The 20,830-nt window shown below is 56.4% G+C and carries 19 protein-coding genes; 6 read left to right on the plus strand and 13 right to left on the minus strand.

What is annotated here, in order from left to right; translation table 11 throughout:
- Positions 1-12 precede the first annotated feature (12 nt).
- The 7 genes from paaE to ACP90_RS15035 all read right to left on the minus strand — a co-directional run bounded on the left by paaE (position 13) and on the right by ACP90_RS15035 (position 5,278).
- Positions 13-1,086 (minus strand): 1,2-phenylacetyl-CoA epoxidase subunit PaaE, encoded by a 1,074-nt coding sequence (gene paaE / locus ACP90_RS15005; RefSeq protein ID WP_062488796.1) that lies wholly within the window; start codon positions 1,084-1,086, stop codon positions 13-15.
- A gap of 127 nt (positions 1,087-1,213) precedes the next feature.
- The gene (gene paaD, locus ACP90_RS15010; protein WP_062488797.1) at positions 1,214-1,726 is read right to left on the minus strand and encodes a 1,2-phenylacetyl-CoA epoxidase subunit PaaD; all 513 of its coding nucleotides are present in this window, start codon (positions 1,724-1,726) and stop codon (positions 1,214-1,216) included.
- A 4-nt stretch (positions 1,727-1,730) separates the two neighbouring features.
- Positions 1,731-2,507: a 1,2-phenylacetyl-CoA epoxidase subunit PaaC gene (gene paaC / locus ACP90_RS15015; RefSeq protein WP_197923275.1), complete on the minus strand. Its 777-nt coding sequence runs from the start codon at positions 2,505-2,507 to the stop codon at positions 1,731-1,733.
- Positions 2,507-2,791, minus strand: a complete 285-nt coding sequence (gene paaB / locus ACP90_RS15020; protein ID WP_006933303.1) for a 1,2-phenylacetyl-CoA epoxidase subunit PaaB — start codon at positions 2,789-2,791, stop codon at positions 2,507-2,509. The genes paaC and paaB overlap by 1 nt, the downstream gene beginning before the upstream one ends.
- A gap of 16 nt (positions 2,792-2,807) precedes the next feature.
- Positions 2,808-3,290, minus strand: coding sequence for a DUF3291 domain-containing protein (locus ACP90_RS15025; protein WP_062488798.1), 483 nt, complete (start codon positions 3,288-3,290; stop codon positions 2,808-2,810).
- A 5-nt stretch (positions 3,291-3,295) separates the two neighbouring features.
- The gene (paaA, locus tag ACP90_RS15030; protein WP_022998701.1) at positions 3,296-4,288 is read right to left on the minus strand and encodes a 1,2-phenylacetyl-CoA epoxidase subunit PaaA; all 993 of its coding nucleotides are present in this window, start codon (positions 4,286-4,288) and stop codon (positions 3,296-3,298) included.
- 129 nt (positions 4,289-4,417) lie between these two features.
- The gene (locus tag ACP90_RS15035) at positions 4,418-5,278 is read right to left on the minus strand and encodes a PaaX family transcriptional regulator C-terminal domain-containing protein (protein WP_062488799.1); all 861 of its coding nucleotides are present in this window, start codon (positions 5,276-5,278) and stop codon (positions 4,418-4,420) included.
- Between the two features lie 171 nt (positions 5,279-5,449).
- Here ACP90_RS15035 and ACP90_RS15040 point away from each other — a divergent pair, with 171 nt between their 5' ends.
- Positions 5,450-6,604, plus strand: coding sequence for a zinc ABC transporter substrate-binding protein (locus tag ACP90_RS15040; RefSeq protein WP_062488800.1), 1,155 nt, complete (start codon positions 5,450-5,452; stop codon positions 6,602-6,604).
- 80 nt (positions 6,605-6,684) lie between these two features.
- Here ACP90_RS15040 and ACP90_RS15045 read toward each other — a convergent pair whose 3' ends face one another.
- Positions 6,685-8,574, minus strand: a complete 1,890-nt coding sequence (locus ACP90_RS15045; RefSeq protein ID WP_208993327.1) for a L,D-transpeptidase family protein — start codon at positions 8,572-8,574, stop codon at positions 6,685-6,687.
- A 531-nt stretch (positions 8,575-9,105) separates the two neighbouring features.
- Here ACP90_RS15045 and ACP90_RS15050 point away from each other — a divergent pair.
- Positions 9,106-9,582: a hypothetical protein gene (locus tag ACP90_RS15050; RefSeq protein ID WP_062488802.1), complete on the plus strand. Its 477-nt coding sequence runs from the start codon at positions 9,106-9,108 to the stop codon at positions 9,580-9,582.
- Positions 9,583-9,643: 61 nt separating this feature from the next.
- Here the strand turns inward: ACP90_RS15050 and ACP90_RS15055 are convergent, their stop codons facing one another.
- Positions 9,644-10,198: a single-stranded DNA-binding protein gene (locus ACP90_RS15055; RefSeq protein WP_055654172.1), complete on the minus strand. Its 555-nt coding sequence runs from the start codon at positions 10,196-10,198 to the stop codon at positions 9,644-9,646.
- Between the two features lie 584 nt (positions 10,199-10,782).
- Here ACP90_RS15055 and uvrA point away from each other — a divergent pair.
- The 4 genes from uvrA (at position 10,783) to trmFO (ending at position 16,799) form a co-directional block, all read left to right on the plus strand.
- The gene (gene uvrA, locus ACP90_RS15060; protein ID WP_022998707.1) at positions 10,783-13,713 is read left to right on the plus strand and encodes an excinuclease ABC subunit UvrA; all 2,931 of its coding nucleotides are present in this window, start codon (positions 10,783-10,785) and stop codon (positions 13,711-13,713) included.
- Positions 13,714-13,957: 244 nt separating this feature from the next.
- Entirely contained in the window at positions 13,958-14,107 is a 150-nt protein-coding gene (locus ACP90_RS28015) for a DUF1127 domain-containing protein (protein ID WP_006933294.1), read from the plus strand.
- An 831-nt stretch (positions 14,108-14,938) separates the two neighbouring features.
- The gene (locus ACP90_RS28020) at positions 14,939-15,088 is read left to right on the plus strand and encodes a DUF1127 domain-containing protein (protein WP_006933293.1); all 150 of its coding nucleotides are present in this window, start codon (positions 14,939-14,941) and stop codon (positions 15,086-15,088) included.
- 292 nt (positions 15,089-15,380) lie between these two features.
- Entirely contained in the window at positions 15,381-16,799 is a 1,419-nt protein-coding gene (gene trmFO, locus ACP90_RS15065) for a methylenetetrahydrofolate--tRNA-(uracil(54)-C(5))-methyltransferase (FADH(2)-oxidizing) TrmFO (RefSeq protein WP_062491662.1), read from the plus strand.
- A gap of 128 nt (positions 16,800-16,927) precedes the next feature.
- On the opposite strand, the gene ACP90_RS15070 is transcribed toward trmFO, so the two are convergent.
- Genes ACP90_RS15070 through secD form a run of 4 tightly spaced genes read right to left on the minus strand, consistent with a single transcriptional unit; the run spans position 16,928 to position 20,770 of the window.
- Complete coding sequence (locus ACP90_RS15070; RefSeq protein ID WP_062488803.1) at positions 16,928-17,779, minus strand: phytoene/squalene synthase family protein; 852 nt, start codon at positions 17,777-17,779, stop codon at positions 16,928-16,930.
- Positions 17,780-17,804: 25 nt separating this feature from the next.
- A complete protein-coding gene (locus ACP90_RS15075; RefSeq protein WP_201030402.1) occupies positions 17,805-18,182 on the minus strand; it encodes an Mth938-like domain-containing protein in 378 nt (125 codons plus the stop codon).
- 10 nt (positions 18,183-18,192) lie between these two features.
- Positions 18,193-19,143, minus strand: coding sequence for a protein translocase subunit SecF (gene secF / locus ACP90_RS28775; protein WP_062488805.1), 951 nt, complete (start codon positions 19,141-19,143; stop codon positions 18,193-18,195).
- A gap of 16 nt (positions 19,144-19,159) precedes the next feature.
- A complete protein-coding gene (gene secD, locus ACP90_RS28780; protein ID WP_022998713.1) occupies positions 19,160-20,770 on the minus strand; it encodes a protein translocase subunit SecD in 1,611 nt (536 codons plus the stop codon).
- Between the last annotated feature and the right edge of the window lie 60 nt (positions 20,771-20,830).

The following is a 20,830-nucleotide window of genomic DNA, read 5'->3' on the forward strand; positions in this document are numbered from 1 at the left end:
AACGGAATGGTCTCAGGCGTCGTAAGTCACGACAAGGCGTTTGCTCAGTGGCCGCGACTGGCATGTCAGAACGTAGCCATCCCGAATTTCGTCGTCTTCCAGAGCATGATTGGCCGCCATTTCGACCTCACCTTCCAGCACCTTGCCGCGGCATGTGGAACACACGCCTGCACAGCAGGAATATGGTGCATCGATGTTGTGACGATGCGCTGCTTCCAGAATGGTCTCGCCCGGTTCCATGTGGATTTCCCGCGTGGTGCCGTCGATGGTCAACCGAAGATCGGCCTCCTTCGCTGAACCATCGATGACCTCCGGCCGCAGCCGTGCCGGCAAGCGTCCCGGCTGGTCGGACTTGAACAGTTCCTGCCGTATCTTGTCCGCCGCGACACCGCGCGCTTCCAGGCTGCCACGAACGGTTTCCATCATTCCGTGAGGGCCGCAAAGAAAAGCAATATCAATGTCCTGAGGATCGATCAGTGTATCGAAGAGATCGTTCAGCTTCCGCTCATCGACGCGGCCGGAAAACAGCTCAGTGTCCTGCGCATCGCTTTTGAGAATGTGGATCACTTGCAGGCGACCGAGATACCGGTTTTTCAGATCCTCCAGTTCCTCTCGGAACATGATCGAGGATATCTGCCGGTTGGCATAGACCAGTGTGAATTGAGAATTCGGCTCGCGTGCCAGTACTGTCTTCAGGATCGACAGGATCGGCGTGATGCCAGACCCGCCGGCGAAACCGACATAAAAACGCGCGAGATCCGGTTCGATCGGGGCGTTGAAGCTGCCGAGTGGCGGCATGGCCTCGACCATGTCTCCCGGCCGCATGCTTTCATGCGCCCAGCAGGAAAAAGCACCTCCGTCGACGCGCTTGATCCCGACCTTCAGGGCACCGTCTTCGGTCCCGGCACAGATTGAGTAGCAACGGCGCACCTCGTGTCCGTCGAAGTCACGCCGGAAGGTCAGATATTGCCCCTGCTCGAAACGGAACAAATCCTGTTCCTCCGACTGCGGCTGAAGGGTCACAACGACCGAATCTCTTGTATCCGGCGTTACGTCAGTCACTGTCAGCGCATGAAACCGCGACATGCATGTCCTCCCGAAACATGATCTGCTGCACCCTGCCTATATCGGCAAAAACGGATGCCAAAAAACTCAGGACGGCCTATGGAAGCTTTTCACTTTCCCTGGCGACCCGACTAATTGCAGTGCCCTCTCAGTGGCACTTGAAGTAATCGAATGGCTCCAGGCACGACCGGCAGCGATAAGCCGCCTTGCAGGGCGTGGAGCCAAACTGGCTGACCTTTTCCGTGTTTTCCGAACCACAGCGTGGACAGGCGACCTGAAAGCTCCCCTGACCCGTCAGCCGCGCGACCCTTCCGGCTGCCGAACCGTCCGAGCGGGTTCCGTCTACCGGCGGCGCAATGCCGTAGGCACGCAATTTCGCCCGGCCTTCCTGCGTCAGCCAATCGGTTGTCCAAGGCGGACTGAGCTGCTGCTCAAGACGCACCTTGGTAACGCCGCATTCCAGCAACTTGGTTTCGATGTCCAGCTTGATCACCGCAGTTGCCGGGCAGCCGCTGTAGGTCGGCGTGACGGTTACAACAAGCGTTTCGTCTTGCCAGGAGACATCACGAATGACGCCCAGGTCCGTCAGGGACATAACCGGGATTTCCGGATCAGGGATCTCGGAAAGCCATTGCCAGACCGTGTCCATGGAAACAGGCATCGGATCACCAGGTCGCGCCGGGATAGGCCCGCTGCAGGAACTGCATTTCTGCCAGCATGTGCCCCAGGTGTTCCGAATGACGACCGGTCAAGCCGCCCATATGGGCGAAGTCGCTTTCCGGAAGGGTAAGCGTAGCCTCATCCAGAACAGCTTCGACTGTTTCTTTCCATTCCGCTTTCAGGGAGGCGGCATCTGGAGCAAGCCCAGCTTCCGCCATCGCGGTGTCGATGGCATCACTGGCGAACATTTCACCGGTGTAGGACCACAACGCCTCAAGAGCCTGCTGCATGCGGCGATGGCTCTCTTCAGTACCGTCTCCTAGACGGATCACGAGGTCCGCGGATCGGTCGAGATGGTAGGCAACCTCCTTGCCAGCCTTCGCTGCAATGGCAGCGATCCGCTCGTCTTTCGAGCTTTTCAGAGCCTCGAGCAACGGCACCTGATAGGCATCGATCAGGAACTGCCTCATCAACGTCTGGCCAAAATCACCATTTGGCTGTTCGGCCAGCAGGAAGTTGCGAAAGTCCCAGGCGTCCCGAAGGTAAGCCAGCTCATTTTCGCCGCGTCCCTTACCTTCGACTTCACCGGCAAGCCCCAGCCACATGCGCGCCTGCCCGATTAGATCGAGCGCGACATTGGCGAGTGCGATATCTTCTTCCAGGACAGGAGAATGCCCGCACCATTCCGAAACGCGGTGCCCCAGAACAAGCGCCGTATCGCCTCTGCGCAGCAGCCATTCGAAGAGAGTATCGCGTGCGATTAGTTCGTCTTTTCTGGTCATCACATTTTTCCGACTTCATCCGGAATGTCGTAAAAACTTGGGTGACGATAGATCTTGTCCATGGACGGCTCGAACAAGGCATCCTTCGCGCCCGGATCAGAAGCAGTGATCTGTGCCGACGGCACGACCCAGATCGAAACGCCTTCCTTGCGGCGCGTATAGACGTCGCGCGCATTCTTGATTGCCATTTCAGCATCCGGTGCATGCAGTGACCCTACATGGCGATGATTGAGACCATGCTGGCCGCGAATAAAGACCTCCCAGAGGGGCCATTCCTTTTTCATGATTTCCTCCGAAATGTCAGGCTGCAGAACTTGAGCATCGTGCCGACCACCACAGATTGGCGTCTTTCACATGCTCCCAGCCGAAAGCAAGATCCGTTGACCCGTGCTCGTTCAGATATTCGAGCTTCTGCCAAGCTTCTTCGAGCGTTGGCACATGGCCAGCGGCGACCGGCCACATGACAAAATGCATGCGCTCCATCACTTCAAACCATTCCGCCCGTCGGTCGTAGATGCGTTTGTGAACGGTCTTGAACACGAAGTTTTCCAGAGACCCGACGTCGGTCCATACCGAAAGGTTCGGTATGACCAACGGGTCGCTTTCGCGCGTCATGGAAACCGCGTTGCCGGCCTCATCCTTCAACCGCCAAACAAAACCGTTGCTGCGTTCGGCGGCGGCGTTTACCCGGTTCAGATTGTTGACGAAATCGGCAATCCGCGGATCGTTGATATCGTAACGGAGCCGAGCCACATTCAATTCGGCCAGATGAGTTTCGGTCATGGCGCTTACTCGGCCGCGGTTCTGGCAGCGACCCGCTTGTCAGCATGCGCCATCAACCCGTCACGCACCCAGGCACCATCTTCCCATGCCGTCACCCGGGCTTCCATGCGTTCCCGGTTGCATGGACCGTTGCCCTTGAGAACTTCGAAAAACTCGCTCCAGTCCGGTTCGGAAAAATCGTAACCGCCCTTTTCCTCGTTCCACCTGAGGTTCTCGTCAGGCACTGTCAGCCCGAGATACTCAGCCTGGGGAACGGTCTGATCGACAAACTTCTGGCGCAGCTCGTCGTTGGTGTTGATCTTGATCTTCCAGGCCATCGACTGGGCGGAATGGACAGAGTCCTTGTCGGACGGACCGAACATCATCAACGACGGATACCAGAACCTGTTCAAGGCATCCTGCGCCATGCGGCGCTGCGCTTCCGAACCCTTCGCCATCTTCATCATGATGTCGTAGCCTTGGCGCTGGTGGAAGCTTTCTTCCTTGCAGATACGGATCATCGCCCGCGAGTACGGGCCGAAGGACGTCCGCTGCAACGGCACCTGGTTCATGATTGCCGCGCCGTCCACCAACCATCCGACGGCACCGATATCGGCCCACGTCAGGGTTGGGTAATTGAAGATCGAGGAATATTTCATTTTGCCGGCATGGAGCAGCTCGATCAACTCGTCCCGGCTGACGCCGAGGGTTTCAGCCGCACAGTAGAGGTAAAGGCCATGGCCTGCCTCATCCTGAACCTTGGCGAGCAGGATTGCCTTGCGCTCGAGTGTAGGCGCACGAGTTATCCAATTGCCTTCAGGCAACTGGCCGACAATTTCCGAATGAGCATGCTGACCGATCTGACGGATCAGGGTCTTGCGATAGCCTTCCGGCATCCAGTCCGTTGGTTCGATTTTCTCACCACGGTCAATGCGTTCCTGAAAGGCTCTTTCCTCGTCCGTCATCTCCGCGAGAGAGAGAACTTTGGTCGAGTCGGTTTTTACCATCTGGGCATACATGACGCCTCCTTTCGTCATGTTGAATTTCCAAAAGGATACCTCACAACACATCACAGAAAAAGCATGAAATTAATTATTTTTGTGATGTTTTGTCGCCTGCTTCAAGTGATTGCCGAAAAACACTATAATTCAATCAGTTAAGGTAAGTGACCGCATACGTTCCTGCACTGCATCCGGTGCGGCCGGTAGTGGGCCATCCTGATTAAACAGGTTCCGACCGATGTAACTGTCGGCTGCCGGAGAAAGGCCCGCGTAGAGCGCGGCGAACAACGAACGCGCTTCGTATCCGGCCCAGTCTGCCGGCAGGACCGAGCGTGGCAGGCGGGGATCCCGCAGGCGAATGCCGCGATAGGCATGCACCAATGCCAGTCGGAACAACAGTGCAGAGGCAGGTGCAACACCATCTGCGATCAGGTTCTGCATGGGTTTGAAGTGCGAGACAAAGCCTGTGTAGTCCCGAGCCAGCAGCTCCAGTCCGAATGAGGAAGCAGCTATTTTTTCCAGTTCACCTGATTTCAGGTTCAAAGCCGACGCGCGAAACGCGGTACCAAGAACGGGGCGTCCTGGTCTGTCGGCGCCGATGTAGACATTCCCCTCAAGTGACGCAAACCCAAACCGCATCAGAACGGCCTGATCCGCGGCTTCCGTACAACGGGTCAACAGCCAGCCACAATCCGGATCCTCAGGGCCATAGAACAAGTCTGCCGCCAGGTGATATTCTTCCCGGGCATCCGGTGTCAGAGCATAAAAGCTGCGCCTGCCTTCCCGCTCACCTATCAACTGACCTTTTGAAACCAGACGGGACACCGCTGTCCTGACAAGCGATTCATTAACGCTGAAGCCGGCGCAAAGGCTGATCAGGTCTCCCATCCACAGCACACCGCCACGCGGTTCAACGATGTCGCCGTAGATGGTCACGATCAGCTGCGCAGCCTTGGGCGGAAAGGGCCGCAGGAAACTGTCAGCAAGTATTTCGGTTCCGGTGTGCATGAAGCTTCTGATCCGTCAGCATTTTTCTAAAGCTTATCTGTACGGCGGCTGCAAACCAAGATGTTCACGGATGCTCTCGACAACATTCCGGCGAAAGTGGACTTGAAAACCCGATTTTTGAACGTTATAAAATTACACGTTATAAAATTACATCATCCTGAAGGCCTACCTATGCCCCTCACCTTCTCCGCCATCAAGAACAGCGCCTGCAGGTCACTTTATCTGACGGCTCCCGCCGCAGCAGCACTAGTGACCCTGACAGTGAATGCGCACGCCGACGCCCCCCCCAGTGTCGTCACGTCCATCAAACCGATCCATTCCATCGCGTCGGCTGTTATGGAAGGTGTCGGGACGCCCTATGTCCTTGTCGACGGCGCCTCCTCTCCTCATGGCTATGCGCTGAAACCGTCGCAGGCATTTCTACTTCAGGGAGCCGATGTGGTGTTCTGGGTTGGGCCAGAACTGGCTCCCTCGCTGAAGAAGCCAATCGAAACCATGGCCAAGAATGCTGTAACGGTCGAACTGATCGATGCGTCTGGAATTCATCAACTCGACATTCGAGAAGGTGCCAGCTTCGACGCCCATGATCACGATCACGACGATGGGCACAGTGGCGAAGAGCATGCGCATGATCATGCAGAAGAAGAAGAAGATGACCACGACCACGCTGGCGGCGAACATGATCACGAAGAGGGCGCACATGAACATGCCGGCCACGAACATGATGACGACGACAGCCACGCCGATGCCCATGACCACTCGGGTCACGACCACGACGCAGAGCATCAGCACGCGGCACATGAGGCTGTCGATCCGCATATCTGGCTGAACCCGGAAAACGGCATCGAGATCGCAAAAATCATGGCAGATACCCTAGCGAAACAGGATCCTGCCAACGCCGAAATCTATAAAAAGAATGCAGCGGCGTTTTCCAAGCGGATCGCGTCACTCGATCAGGACATTTCCGCTGAACTGGCTCCGTTTGCAGACAAAAAGTTCATCGTCTTCCACGATGCCTATCATCATTTCGAACATCACTATGAAATCGAGGCCAGTGGATCGGTTACCGTTTCTCCGGAAGCTCTGGCGAGTGCAGACCGAATTCAGGAAATCCAGGGCAAGATCAGGGACCTCGGCGTAAGCTGCGTTTTTCAGGAACCGCAATTTGACGCAAAGCTGGTTTCGGTTGTTCTGGAAGGCAGCAGCGCTCGGTCAGGTACGCTTGACCCGCTGGGCACCGATCTTGAAAATGGCCCGGACCTTTATCCGCAACTTCTGAAGGGGCTCTCAAGCTCTCTGAAGGATTGCCTCGGCGGCGCCTCCTGATATTGCCTCTTCGAGATGGCAAACAAAAAAGCCGCCGGAGGTCACCCCTTCGGCGGCTTTTGTTGTTCTGCAATTCCAGATCAGGACGTTCTGACTTTTTCCCGCTCTGCTTCGGTTTTCTCGATGGCCTTCAACAGATGCATGTCCCTGTCGTAGACGTCGGTATAGAAGGCAACCGTCCCGTCCAACTCAGGCCACGCCGTGAAATAGGACACATAAACCGGAATATCGCCGGTCACCTGTTCTTGCTGGTTCTGACCGCCCGAAATACGCGAGCTCACGTAATCCTTGGATTTGCCGAGAACCGCAGCGGCCATGGCCCTCGGATCCTGCAGACGGATGCAGCCATGGCTGTATGCGCGCATATCCTTGTTGAAGAGGTTTTTTGACGGCGTATCGTGCATGTAGATGTGATGCCTGTTCGGGAACAGGATCTTGACTTCGCCAAGCGCGTTCGAGCTGCCCGGATACTGGCGGACGTTGACCGATTGCTGTTTGGAAGCAACCGCGTACCAGTCGACTGCAGAAGAGGAAACCTGCCGGCCGCCTGGTGTCGTTACTTCATAACCGGCGCGGTCGAGATAACTCGGGTCGTTGGCCAGTTTCGGCAGCATTTCATTGACAATGATCGAATACGGCACGCCCCAATAGGGATTGTATTCAACGATTTCGATCTTGTCGTAGAAGAAGTTGGTCTGATTGGACTTCTTGCCGACAACCACCCGCATGCTCAATGGAGCTTCGTCAGGCGCAGTATAGGTCGCGGTGAAGGCAGCCTGGTTGATGAAAACCTTGCGTTCGCCGAGCTCTTCGGGAAGCCAGCGGCTGCGCTCCATGGCCAGTTCGACCTTGGCGATCTTCGCCGCGTTGGTTTCGCCGACCATCGCGTTGATGGTGTTCTTGCCGATAATACCATCCGGCGTGAGCTTGGCTTCCTTCTGGAAAGCCTTCACCAGCTCAACGAGTTCCGGAGAATAAAGTTCAGCGCCATCATAGGCAGTCAGCGTCTCTTCATGAGCCGACTTGAGTTCCTCCGAGCCGTTCTTGGCGATCGCGGCGACGATGTTCTTCATTTCCGGGCTGGATTTGCCAGCCTTCAGGAAAGTGCCGGGCGCGATGACGATCTGGTCGGCGTCTTCATCTTCTGCTCGCAAGCGGGCCAACTCTTCGGTCAGCTTGCGGAAATGTTCACTCTGAGGCTGCGCTTTGGCAACTGCTGTTTCGGCATTGGCCGCTGCCTTGAAGCCTTCCAGGGCTGCAACGAGATCGACTTCATGCCTCGGAAGATCGTGATATTCGGAAATCCGGTTCGGATCGACACGTCCGCGCCTCGAATCCAGAACATATGTCAGAACGGCTGCACTCATCTCCATCTCGAACCGCATCGTGGCGGCATCGAGTGCCTCACCTTCAAGACCTTCAGTTACGGGAAGATCGACGACATAGTCTTCCGGGTTCAGCGCAAATTTGCCTGTTTCAGCGAGACTGCTGCGGACCGCGATTGCCTTTTCTGTCGGCTTACCGTCTTTCACCCAGACGAAATCGGGATGCTCACGATAGAATGAAATGACTGCAGAACCCACTTCCGGAAGGACGGTGAGCGACATGTCTTTCAATGCCGGACGCGCCGTGTCGAATGCGGTCAGGACGACCGGAGCCTGTGGCAGGCTATCGCTTTCGGTGCTCGGGGCATCCGTCGTTTCAACGGGCTGGACATCAGGCTTCACCTCGGCGGACTTGATCTCCGACAATTCAGCCAGCGAAACCTTCTTCCAGCTGTCGGCCGTGTAATTGAGGTAGCGCGGCGCAGAGACCTTTGCGGTAACGACCTTCTTGCTAAGATCCTGCTGGCGCTCACGCTCCTGCTGCCGGCGATGCGCTTCCGGATTGAACAGACGCTGGAACAACCCCTGCGCGGAAGCAGGCTCAACCGAGACCAGGTTAAAACCGGAAAAAAGCACCGTCGCCATCAAGCCAGCCCTGAGGGACGTCCCCAGGACAGAACGTTTCGGTTTTTTCCTGGTACATTCGCTCAGTGCCATTGCATTCGCTCGCATTGTCTAAACCCGCTTTTTTTAAATCTTTTCGAACCTGACGCCTTGCCCAAGTCACCAGGGTTTTATTGCTTCCCTGCAAGGAACGAAGGCTGTTCGGCATATCCGCCGAGGATGTTCTACATCCGAGCGTGATATGGCAACGCAGTTACCGTGCAACCGGGCCCCGCGACCCGATTCCCGGAAACTGCGCCCGTAAACCGTTTGATACTATAACAGGGTTCATCAGATGGTTAAGGGGCGCCGTCCTACACAGGTTTGAAATCAGGCGACTGTGACGATTTTGCCTCGTTGCTGACAGTACAGCTGCCCACCATCACGGTGCCAGAAACGGCAGAACTGCGGCTGTTTGGAAAAACTACCTGGCGTGATTGGCATCACGCCGCCTTCTTCGTCAAAGGGGTATCTACGGCTTCACGAGTACGTGAGACATTACCGGAGAGCCAAATGCCGTTTCAATTCAATGTTGGTGACCATTCGTCACCGATCTGGAAATACACAAGTTTCAACTCTTCCCAGTATTCAAAGCTGAAATGGGCCAGAAACAAGCTTTTCAAGATGGTCAAGAACAACCCGGGATGTAATGCCTATTTCCGGACGCTCCCCAAGGGGCGAAGCTTGTCGGACATGATCAACGACAGCTCGATTTGGGTGAATTACGGACCGACCATTTCACCGCTACATGGGGAAATCCACGTTCCTTCCGGGGAAATCGCGGTTGGTGACCGGGCCTTTAAAATGGGCAGGTGGATGGTGCTGGCCACCATCATTCATGAATTCGCGCATCACAACGGCGCCCCGATTACGGGTGGCGACACACGCGCAGAAGAAGCCGTCTATCACTGCGGTCTCGGCAGTGCGAAGGAATATTACGACGGCATTGATGACCCGAACACGCCTTACGACCCGAACGTCGGCGGTTGATCAACATAACCTGGTGCGCGGCCCCAAAGCATGGGACCGCACCCGGTAGGGCAGAAAAAGATCAGAACGGAATTTCGTCGTCCATGGGGCCGCCACCGCCACCGGACGGACCGCCGTAACCGCCACCGCTGCTGGAACCGCCGCCATAGCCACCACCGAAATTCCCGCCGGAACCGGAACCGCCGCCGCCGAAGCCACCTCCGCCGCCGCCTTGTGAGTCATTGCCGTAATCGGGAAGACCGCCGGATGCACCGCCACCTTCGCCGCGGCCGTCAAGCATGGTCAGGTTGGAGTTGAAGCCCTGCAGCACGATCTCGGTGGAGTACCGGTCCTGACCGGACTGATCCTGCCATTTGCGGGTCTGAAGCTGGCCTTCGAGATAAACCTTTGATCCCTTGCGCAGATATTGCTCCGCAACTTTGCAAAGACCGTCGTTGAAAATCACGACACGGTGCCACTCCGTCTTTTCACGACGCTCACCGGTGTTGCGGTCGCGCCAGGATTCCGACGTCGCAATCCGGAGATTGGCGATCGGGCGGCCATCCTGCGTACGGCGGATTTCCGGGTCTGCTCCCAGATTGCCGACCAAAATTACTTTGTTGACGCTGCCCGCCATACTGAACTCCTGTTTGTTTTTCGTTGACCCCGCCGACGATGTACGTGTGCTTCTCCGGCACGTGTCGATAAACGGTCAACGTTGCAAGCTTTGCTGCTAGAAACCAGAACCCTAACGGCACGCCAACAGCTTCGCCGCTATTTTCGCCAGGCTTCACTCATTTTCCACAAGGCAACTTAAAAACTGCCGCCTGGTTCATCCGCCTAAAATTCGAGCAAAGTCGACAGACACAATCCCTGATTGCGCCAAGTTACAATTTGCTCCACTTTTGTTCCAATCAAGCCCCGATTTTTGTGTCAGGACATTATCTCATGAACTGCGAGGTTTCGGTCACCTATTTCTGCTCGGCTCCTGACGCTGCAATCGTTAATGTACTTGTTTTGTTCTTATCATTTCTGTAAAAGCGATTCAATCAGGCATCGCATCGACAAGTGCCTCTGGCACGATAATGAAAATGCCTCACTGGAAGCTCCGCCCGAAACTGCTATATCGGGGCAAACAGACATCATCGGCAATGGACCATCTTAGCGTATGCGAGAGCAACAATCGGCTTTGGGCGACGCATGCGGTCAGGAAGAACGACAATGAAGACAGCCAAGGGATCGCAGTCGGAAGAAGCCTGGAAGGCGGACCCAACACGGGTCATCAGCATCCGTGGCGCACGGGAGCATAACCTCAAGGGTGTCGACCTGGACCTGCCCCGCGACAAGTTAATTGTCATGACCGGCCTGTCTGGCTCAGGAAAGTCGTCACTCGCCTTCGACACCATATATGCAGAAGGACAGCGGCGGTACGTGGAAAGCCTGTCCGCCTACGCACGTCAGTTCCTGGAAATGATGCAGAAACCGGACGTCGACCAGATCGACGGACTGTCGCCGGCAATCTCCATCGAACAGAAGACCACGTCCCGCAATCCGCGCTCCACGGTCGGGACGGTTACGGAAATCTACGATTACATGCGCCTTTTGTTTGCGCGTGTCGGCGTTCCCTATTCCCCCGCCACCGGTCTGCCGATCGAAAGCCAGACCGTCAGCCAAATGGTCGATCGCATTCTGGAACTGGAAGAAGGTGCCCGCCTCTACCTGCTCGCGCCGATGGTTCGCGGCCGCAAGGGCGAGTATCGCAAGGAACTTGCCGAGCTGATGAAGAAGGGTTTCCAGCGCGTCAAGATCGACGGAACCTTCCATGAGATTTCCGAGGCCCCTGCCCTCGACAAGAAATTCAAGCACGATATCGACGTCGTCGTAGACCGTATCGTCGTGCGTGACGATATCTCCGGTCGGCTTGCCGATTCACTGGAAACGGCGCTGAAACTTGCCGATGGCATTGCAATTGCCGAATTTGCCGACAAGACCGATGAGAACGGCAACCCGGAACGGCTGATCTTTTCCGAAAAATTTGCCTGCCCGGTATCCGGCTTCACCATTCCGGAGATCGAGCCGCGTCTGTTCTCGTTCAACAATCCCTTCGGTGCCTGCCCCACTTGTGACGGCCTTGGAACGACACTCGCTTTTGAAGAAGACCTGGTTGTTCCTGACCACTCGCTTTCCCTGCGCGAAGGAGCTGTCCTGCCGTGGGCGAAGACAGGGTCGACATCACCTTATTATGCCCAGACGCTGGAAGCACTCTGCAGTCATTTCAAGGTGTCCATGGCAACGCCCTGGAAGGATCTTCCTTCGGAAGTGCGCGAGGCAATCCTTCATGGAACCGGCAATGCGAAGATTGAATTCGTCTATGATGACGGCGTCCGCAGCTACCGGACAGAGAAGACCTTTGAAGGTGTAATCGGCAATATCGAACGGCGGTGGCGCGAGACGGAATCCACCTGGGTTCGCGAGGAACTGGCAAGGTTTCAATCCGATCATGCCTGCCCGGCTTGCAGCGGGTTCCGTCTGAAGCCGGAAGCGCTTGCCGTCAAGATTGCCGGCAGGCATATCGGTCAGATCACCGAACATTCCATTCGCGATGCAAGCCTCTGGTTTGAAGCCCTGCCGGAGCAACTGAACGACAAACAGAGCGAAATCGCAGGCCGCATCCTGAAGGAAATTCGCGAGCGGCTGAAGTTCCTGAATGACGTTGGTCTTGAATATCTCACCTTGTCCCGGTCTTCCGGAACACTGTCAGGCGGCGAAAGCCAGCGTATCCGCCTCGCCTCGCAGATAGGCTCGGGGCTGACAGGAGTTCTCTATGTACTGGATGAGCCGTCCATCGGCCTTCATCAGCGCGACAACGCCCGTCTTCTGGAAACGCTGAAACACCTGCGCGATCTCGGCAATACGGTGATCGTGGTCGAGCATGACGAAGACGCGGTGCTGACTGCCGATTACGTTGTCGACGTCGGACCAGGAGCGGGTGTCCATGGCGGGCAGATCGTCGCCAAGGGCACTCCCTCCGAAATCATGGCCAATCCCAATTCGTTGACGGGGCAGTATCTGTCTGGATCCATGATGGTTTCGCGCAACGACGAGCGCAGAAAAATCAACAAGAAGCGGAAGATCTCCGTTCGCGGCGCCCGCGGCAACAATCTGAAGGACATTGACGTTGACGTGCCGCTCAGCACGTTTACCTGTGTCACCGGTGTGTCGGGTGGCGGCAAGTCCACGTTCCTGATCGATACGCTCTACAAGGCCGCGGCTCGTCGCCTCAATGGCGCGCGGGACAACCCTGCCCCGCACGATCGCATCGAAGGTCTGGAAGTGCTCGACAAGGTGATCGATATCGATCAGTCACCGATCGGCCGGACACCCAGATCCAACCCGGCGACCTACACCGGTGCCTTTACCCCGATCCGTGAATGGTTCGCCGGCATGCCTGAAGCAAAGGCCAGAGGCTATCAGCCCGGCCGGTTCTCCTTCAACGTCAAGGGAGGCCGCTGCGAAGCCTGTCAGGGCGACGGCGTCATAAAGATCGAAATGCACTTCCTGCCGGATGTGTACGTCACTTGCGACGTATGCAAAGGCAAACGGTACAATCGAGAAACGCTCGAGGTCGAGTTCAAGGGCAAGTCGATTGCCGACGTGCTCGACATGACCGTGGATGAAGCCGCCGTGTTCTTCTCCGCAGTTCCTGCCGTGCGCGACAAGATGGAGACCCTGGCGCGTGTCGGTCTCGGCTACATCAAGGTCGGCCAACAGGCGACCACGCTTTCAGGTGGTGAAGCGCAGCGCGTAAAGCTTGCGAAGGAACTCTCCAAGCGCTCGACGGGCCGTACGCTTTACATTCTGGACGAACCCACGACAGGCCTGCATTTTCACGATGTCGCAAAACTGCTGGAAGTGCTGCACGAACTGGTTGACCAGGGCAACACGGTTCTGGTGATCGAGCACAATCTCGAAGTCATCAAGACGGCAGACTGGATTATCGATCTGGGACCGGAAGGAGGCGACGGTGGCGGTACGGTGGTTGCAACCGGACGCCCTGAAGACGTTGCCGAGGTTTCGGAAAGCTACACGGGACAATTCCTGCAGGAACTGCTGCAGCGACGTCCGCAACGGGCGCACGACGCTGCGGAATAAGTCTTAACCAGTCTCCAGTTACGTGACGACAGGCATGTGTGCACCGCACACATGCCTTTTTCATTTGTATTTCCGCATGTTCCACGAATCATCCGGATTCTGTCTGCGCAAGCTTTGCTGCATTGCATCAAACGCATGTCAGGCATGCAGAGATGGCACTTCTTTTATTTTGAGTGGTGAAATATATCATTGGACAACAACGGCGCGGAACGCACACGCGTTTCGATAATTAAGGAATAAGAAGATGTTTGACACCGTGCGCCAAAAGTACAGCAACTGGGTAAGCTACCGCCGTGCGGTTGACGAATTGTCCCGCCTTTCGGCTCGTGAGCTTGCCGACCTCGGCATCTGCCGCAGCGACATCAAATTTGTCGCACGTCGTCAGATTGGCTGAATGAAATAAAGAGATCGCGTCCCTAGGCATCCTCCTCCCAGCCGACGGGCGTGTGACACGCAGGGCATCCTCCTCCCAGCCCTGTCACGTCGAAACGTCGCCCGCCAGCACCTCCTCCCGCTGGCGGGCGTTCGTTTTTCTGGCGTCCTGATTTCCTCCCATGCCTGTCTGGTCAGGCAAGAAATTCCTCAAAATGCTGACACTCCAACGCCAAGTGCGATATCTGGATGTGTTGAACTGTCTCCAGGTCGATGTCTCTGCTTTTGCGGCGACAGCTCGCTCATTCCTCCAAGCGAAGCAATCCCTGTGAGAACGCCCAAGCGATGCAAGTCAGCAGAAAATAGGTATTCACAAGCTGGGTCGTTACCCGGGCCGGGGTCGCATTCGGATAATTTGATGTCTTGGCTTGTTGCGATGCCGTGTTTTCGATTGGGCTGGTAGATCGACAATCTGTCTTGTGAACTCCGCCGTCTTCTCCGTCTATCGCCGCCTGCCTTCCGTCAGCGCAGATCACTCGTGCGTACCAGGTCTGTCTATAGTTTTCAGGCGATACCAAATGACGGACTGATCCGTAGAAAGGAACCCTCCCGACTGCATTTTCATTTCGCACCTGCGAACACTCAAATCATGACAGCTATGCGAAGCATGCGGGTCGTTTTGCCATTTCAACCCCATTAAGGCTTTTTTAATCTGCATTTTTTGCATATCAGCTTCGCGATTTCCCCTCTACCTCGCACTGCACAAAACACCTATCTTCCAGCCTGTAAGAGATGAACGGGCCAGACGCCGATCCGCGGTGCCATGGCCATGAGATAGCGAAAGGCCTAAACCATGATCGATACTGTTGTTCGCAAATTCAATAACTGGAAACGCTTCCGTCAGACCTATGACGAGCTGTCCAACCTGTCCAACCGCGAACTGGACGACCTGGGCATTGCCCGCTCCGACATCGCCCGCTACGCGCGCATGTCTGCGAAATAACAAAGCTTCGCGGTCAGAAGGTATCCTCCTCCCAACCTGATGACCGCATCTTCCGCGCTCCATGCGTGGAATTCCAAAAGCGCCTGCCGGTACCTCCTCCCACCGGCGGGCGTTTTTTGTTTTGTCGGCAATCATATCGGCGCCTGACTTCAGACCATTCGGTCACATCGATATGGCGCACATTGCAGTCGCCCCACTTTGCCTGTAATCAGGGCGGCACAGCAATTGTCCGGATCCACCTTGCCGCAAGTCGGTGACGAAAGGCGGCCGGAACAGGTCCCAGGGACACAAAATGACCCCCATCCATATCATTGGCGGCGGCCTTGCCGGTTCAGAGGCTGCCTGGCAGATCGCACAAGCCGGATTGCCCGTAGTCCTCCACGAAATGCGCCCTGTCCGCAAAACGGATGCTCATCAGACCGAAGGTCTTGCCGAACTGGTCTGCTCGAACTCTTTTCGTTCTGACGATTCCGAGCAAAACGCCGTTGGCCTGATACATCATGAACTGCGTCAGCTCGGTTCGCTCATCATGTCTTGCGCTGATGCTCATCAGGTACCTGCCGGCAGTGCACTTGCCGTGGATCGGGACGGATTCTCCAACGCTGTAACGACCGCACTTCAAAATCATCCGAATGTGACGATCTCGCGTGAGGAAGTCGCGGGTCTGCCCCCCTCTGAATGGGAAAAGGTCATCATTGCAACGGGACCGCTGACGTCACCGGCTCTCTCGGCAGCGATCCTGGAAAGAAGCGGGGAAGATGCTCTTGCATTCTTCGACGCTATTGCACCGATCGTCCATTTCGAAAGTGTTGATCTTTCCAAGGCCTGGTTCCAGTCCCGCTATGACAAGGTGGGGCCTGGTGGAACTGGCAAGGACTATCTCAACTGCCCGCTGGACAAGGTGCAATACGAGGCCTTTATCGATGCGCTTCTTGAAGGTGAAACAGCGGACTTCAAGGAATGGGAAGAAAACACGCCCTACTTTGATGGTTGCCTGCCAATTGAAGTCATGGCTGCCCGCGGCCGCGAAACACTTCGGCATGGCCCGATGAAACCCATGGGCCTGACCAACGCGCATAATCCGGAGGTGAAGGCCTACGCGGTTGTGCAACTGCGTCAGGACAATGCACTCGGCACGCTCTACAACATGGTCGGTTTCCAGACAAAGCTGAAATACGGTGCCCAGGCCGACATTTTCCGCATGATTCCAGGCCTTGAAAACGCACAATTTGCCCGCCTTGGCGGCCTTCACCGCAATACCTTCCTGAACTCTCCTAAGGTTCTAGATGGAACCTTACGGCTCAAAGCCGATCCTCGGCTGCGGTTTGCCGGTCAGATCACCGGCTGTGAGGGCTATGTGGAATCGGCGAGCGTCGGCTGCCTCGCCGGACTGTTTGCAGTCCTTGAAGCCCGCGGTCAAGAGCTCGTCCCGCCGCCCGCAACGACTGCCATGGGCGCGCTGCTCGGTCATATAACCGGCGGACACATCACACGGGACGAAGGTGCCGGCAAACCGGGCTCTTTCCAGCCGATGAATGTCAATTTCGGCCTCTTCCCCGAAGTGGACGCACCAAACAAGGATGAAAACGGCAAGCGACTGAAAGGCAAGGACAAGACCCGTGCAAAGAAGCTTGCGATGACCAATCGGGCGAAAACGGACTTCACGGGCTGGCAGGCCAAGTTGGGCCTTGTGAAACAGGCCGCCGAATAGTCGGTGCCGATTGGCCCCATGTTCAGGCATGTGCGGCGGGATCGAATGCATTTTCATGATTTTCAAACAGGCGCTTTTTCTCGCGGGAAAGCGCCTTTTTGCATGTCTGGAAATCAATCCGTACGGTATCAGATGGCCTTCAGTACGTTCGCGGACGCTCGCCAGAGTATCCATTGCCGCCTGAGTTGAGACATCTCCGCAACCTGCTTCAACGGGTCCAGGTCTTCCCGTTCCAGTTTTTTCAGGAATGGCTCCACAAGAACCAGTGGCAGGTAGGCTGCCTGACAGGCGGTTGGTACATCCTTTGACGCCTGACGCACACGGCCGAGGTGATGGCGGACATGGCCGCGCATTTCAGCAAGCACAGCCCGAAGTTCAGCCGTCGTTTCTCCTCGAAACACTGTCTGGACGTCAAGATTGTGCCGGTCACAGACGTCCTTCGGCAAATACATCTGCTGCCGCGACGCATGCCAAGGAAGTGCGCGCATCAAACCGGTCAGCGCATACGCCACGCCCGCGTGCCCTGCGGCCGTTGCCGTGCCGGCTTCCTTGCCATCATTCAAGACAAGGCAAGCCAGCTGGATCAACCCAGAAACGGTTTCACCAGCGTAACCTTCCAGATCGTTGAGACTTGGCATCTGGTCGTTGTAGAGATCGAAAACCCTTGCCTCCGCCATCGCCACAAGGCTTTCTTTCGGCAATTCGTATCGGTCGATCGTCTGCAACAAAGCGTTGGCAACCGGATTGGACGCAACAGCTCCATGTTCCGTGCCTTCGAGCAGGTCTCGCCACCATTGTAGCCGAACTTCACCTGGAAGCGGTTCCGACACCAGTTCTCGAATACGGGAAATCTCGGCGCTGTAGGCATAGAGCGCCATCAGTCCATTGCGATGGGCTTCTGGTGCCAGCAACGCACTGAGATAGCGGTCCTTGTCAAATTGACGAACCACATCGGCAGCATGGTCAAAATCGGTCGTCATAAAGCCCGATAGCCTTTGAGGTACTTCAGTCGACAGCGATCAGTGCAGCAGCGACAGCCCGGTCTTCCGACAGAAGCACGTTGAAGGTCCGAAGCGCGGCGCCTGTCGACATCGGGTCGGACAATATGCCCGCCTCCCGAAACAGGGTTTTCAGCTCTGCCGGCAAAGGTCGAAGTTCCTTGCCGGTTCCGACCAGAAGCACTTCAATGTCCGCCTGTTCCTCCAGAACCTTCTGAAAGGCTTCAGGAGTAAAGGCGGACGCATCGGTAACGTCCCAACCGTAGATTCCGCTCGGAACGCATAACAAGGATCCGCGATGAGACATCCCGGCAAACCGGAAGCCGCCGTTGCCATAAGCTTCGAGCGGCGCCCGACCGGGAAAATGCGCATCGCGGATTTCCATCGTACCGTCCCTAAGCCGACGCTTTCGCCTTTGGATCCTTTTCGCCATCGTCGTCCTTCGGAGACATGGCCTCCGCACGAAGATTGAAAAGGATCAGGAAAGGTGCCGCCAGGAAGATCGACGAATAGGTGCCGATCACGATACCGAAGATCATTGCCAGGGTGAACGACTGGATGACCTCACCGCCGAAGATGTAAAGCGCGAAAAGCGCCAGCAGCGTCGTGAGAGACGTCATGGTCGTACGAGACAGCGTCTCGTTGATCGACATGTCGAGCACTTCCGTCAATGGCCGCTTCTTGTATTTGCGCAGGTTCTCGCGAATACGGTCATAAACGACCACGGTATCGTTGAGTGAGTAACCGATGATGGTCAGAACGGCCGCGATACTGGACAACGAGAAATCAAGCTGCAGCAGGACGAACAGGCCAATGGTTATGACCACGTCGTTGGCCGTTGTCAGAATGGCCCCAACCGCAAACTGCCACTCGAAGCGGAACCAGATGTAGAACAGGATCGCCAGCAACGAGGCGGCAACCGCGATTGCCCCTGCCTGAGCCAGCTCACCCGAAACACGCGGGCCCACAACTTCGACACGGCGGAAATCCACTTCCTGACCTTCGAAAATGGTTCGCACCTTGCCGATAACGGCCTGTTGAGCAAGCTCGCCACCCGGCTGTTCTTCAACACGGATCAAGATGTCGTCCGACCCGCCGAATTCCTGCACCTGGACATCCCCAAGGTTCAGGGAAGACAGATCGGAACGGATCGAGGCGACATCGGCCGGACCATCGGTCTTGATTTCGATGATGGTACCGCCCTTGAAGTCGATGCCGTAATTCAGCCCAACGGTGAAGAAGGCGGCGATTGATGCGATCACCAGTACGATGGACAGCGGAAAACTGACTTTCCGCAGCCACATGAATTTGATTTTGGTGTTGTCCGGAACAATTCTCAGCAACATTTGAAAGTCTCCCGGATCAAATCGGCAATTTCGACGGACGGCGGTGGCGGAGCCAAAGGGCTACCAGCAACCGGCTGAACGTGAATGCCGAGAACACTGTGGTGAAGATACCGATGGCCAATGTCACGGCGAAGCCCTTGACAGGACCCGAGCCGAGCTGGAACAGGATCACGGCGGCGATCAGGGTCGTGATGTTGGCATCCAGGATCGTACCGAGGGCACGGCTGAAGCCTGCATCCACCGCAGAAATGACAGATCTCCCTGCCCTTGCTTCTTCGCGAATACGCTCGAAAATCAGCACGTTCGCATCCACCGCCATACCGATCGTCAAAACGATACCTGCAATGCCGGGCAAGGTCAGTGTTGCCTGCAGCATTGTGAGAGCACCGAAGATCAGGAAGATGTTCACCATCAGAGCCAGGTCGGCAATGATGCCGAAGCGGCCATAGGCCAGGATCATGAAGACGATCACCAGACCGCCGCCGATGATAGACGCCAACTTGCCTGCTTCAATGGAGTCAGCGCCGAGGCCTGGGCCGATAGAGCGTTCCTCGATGACGGTCAGCTTGGCCGGCAACGCACCGGCGCGCAACAGCACGGCAAGATCGTTGGCGCCCTCCAGCGTGAAGCTGCCGGAAATCTGACCTGAACCACCGGTGATCGGCTCACGGATAACCGGCGCGGAAATGACTTCATTGTCGAGCACGATTGCGAACGGACGGTTGACGTTCTGCTGCGTGATCTGGGCGAACTTGCGCGCGCCGGACTGATTGAAGCGGAAGTTCACAACCGGTTCGTTGTTGCGCTGATCGAAGCTGACCTGAGCATCGACAAGGTCTTCGCCCGACAGGAGCGGCGCTTCCTCGAGAAGATAAGGAATGGGCGGATCATCAACCGAAGTCATGATGACAGTGCCTGCAGGCGGACGGTTCTGAAGCGCCTGTTCGCCGGACATGGACGTATCGACCATGTGGAAAGTGAGCTGCGCCGTCTGGCCGACGAGATCTTTCAAGCGTTCCGGATCATCTTCACCCGGCGCTTCGACCAGAATCCGGTCGGCGCCCTGGCGCTGGATGCTGGGTTCCGTAGTCCCCAGTTCATCGACACGACGCCGGATGACCTCGATGGATTGCTGGACGATATTCGTCATGCGATCCTCAAGGCCACGCTCGGAATAGGAAAATCGAACGAGACCGTCTTCCGTCACGGTCATGTCAAACTCATTGACCGCCTGACCGCCAAAAACACTGGAGGCCAGCGGGTTGACGAGTGGTTGCAGACGCTCTTCCGCATCGGCCAGCCGCGTCAGATCGCGAATACGAACCTGAGCGGCGTCTCCCTGAACTCCGAGCCCCGTATACCCGATGCGCGGATCTTCGCGCAGGGTTGACCGGATATCGCCGACCAGCGCCTTCATGCGCTTCTGGACGTAATCCTGCTTGTCGATTTCATAAAGCAGATAAGCACCGCCCTGAAGGTCGAGACCGAGAACCATCTGGTTCTTCGGCAGGAAGTCCGGCCAGCTTTCAAGTTGTTTTTGGGAGAAGAAATTCGGCAGCGTGGTCAGGATGCCAGCGGCAACCACAAGCACGATCAGCGCGATTTTCCAGCGTGCGAAATAGAGCATGGTCAAGCCTTAAATGCAGCCAGGCCGATCTGAACCGGCCCGGCGGTATCATCGAAGCGG

The organism is Labrenzia sp. CP4 (genome assembly GCF_001579905.1).
GTDB classification, from domain to species: domain Bacteria; phylum Pseudomonadota; class Alphaproteobacteria; order Rhizobiales; family Stappiaceae; genus Roseibium; species Roseibium algicola.

Bases quoted from the DNA above. Each gene is read 5' to 3' on its own strand.
- paaE (WP_062488796.1), bottom strand. From the start codon at position 1,086: ATGTCGCGGTTTCATGCGCTGACAGTGACTGACGTAACGCCGGATACA.
- paaD (WP_062488797.1), bottom strand. From the start codon at position 1,726: ATGCCTGTTTCCATGGACACGGTCTGGCAATGGCTTTCCGAGATCCCT.
- paaC (WP_197923275.1), bottom strand. From the start codon at position 2,507: ATGACCAGAAAAGACGAACTAATCGCACGCGATACTCTCTTCGAATGG.
- paaB (WP_006933303.1), bottom strand. From the start codon at position 2,791: ATGAAAAAGGAATGGCCCCTCTGGGAGGTCTTTATTCGCGGCCAGCAT.
- ACP90_RS15025 (WP_062488798.1), bottom strand. From the start codon at position 3,290: ATGACCGAAACTCATCTGGCCGAATTGAATGTGGCTCGGCTCCGTTAC.
- paaA (WP_022998701.1), bottom strand. From the start codon at position 4,288: ATGTATGCCCAGATGGTAAAAACCGACTCGACCAAAGTTCTCTCTCTC.
- ACP90_RS15035 (WP_062488799.1), bottom strand. From the start codon at position 5,278: ATGCACACCGGAACCGAAATACTTGCTGACAGTTTCCTGCGGCCCTTT.
- ACP90_RS15040 (WP_062488800.1), top strand. From the start codon at position 5,450: ATGCCCCTCACCTTCTCCGCCATCAAGAACAGCGCCTGCAGGTCACTT.
- ACP90_RS15045 (WP_208993327.1), bottom strand. From the start codon at position 8,574: ATGGCGACGGTGCTTTTTTCCGGTTTTAACCTGGTCTCGGTTGAGCCT.
- ACP90_RS15050 (WP_062488802.1), top strand. From the start codon at position 9,106: ATGCCGTTTCAATTCAATGTTGGTGACCATTCGTCACCGATCTGGAAA.
- ACP90_RS15055 (WP_055654172.1), bottom strand. From the start codon at position 10,198: ATGGCGGGCAGCGTCAACAAAGTAATTTTGGTCGGCAATCTGGGAGCA.
- uvrA (WP_022998707.1), top strand. From the start codon at position 10,783: ATGAAGACAGCCAAGGGATCGCAGTCGGAAGAAGCCTGGAAGGCGGAC.
- ACP90_RS28015 (WP_006933294.1), top strand. From the start codon at position 13,958: ATGTTTGACACCGTGCGCCAAAAGTACAGCAACTGGGTAAGCTACCGC.
- ACP90_RS28020 (WP_006933293.1), top strand. From the start codon at position 14,939: ATGATCGATACTGTTGTTCGCAAATTCAATAACTGGAAACGCTTCCGT.
- trmFO (WP_062491662.1), top strand. From the start codon at position 15,381: ATGACCCCCATCCATATCATTGGCGGCGGCCTTGCCGGTTCAGAGGCT.
- ACP90_RS15070 (WP_062488803.1), bottom strand. From the start codon at position 17,779: ATGACGACCGATTTTGACCATGCTGCCGATGTGGTTCGTCAATTTGAC.
- ACP90_RS15075 (WP_201030402.1), bottom strand. From the start codon at position 18,182: ATGGAAATCCGCGATGCGCATTTTCCCGGTCGGGCGCCGCTCGAAGCT.
- secF (WP_062488805.1), bottom strand. From the start codon at position 19,143: ATGTTGCTGAGAATTGTTCCGGACAACACCAAAATCAAATTCATGTGG.
- secD (WP_022998713.1), bottom strand. From the start codon at position 20,770: ATGCTCTATTTCGCACGCTGGAAAATCGCGCTGATCGTGCTTGTGGTT.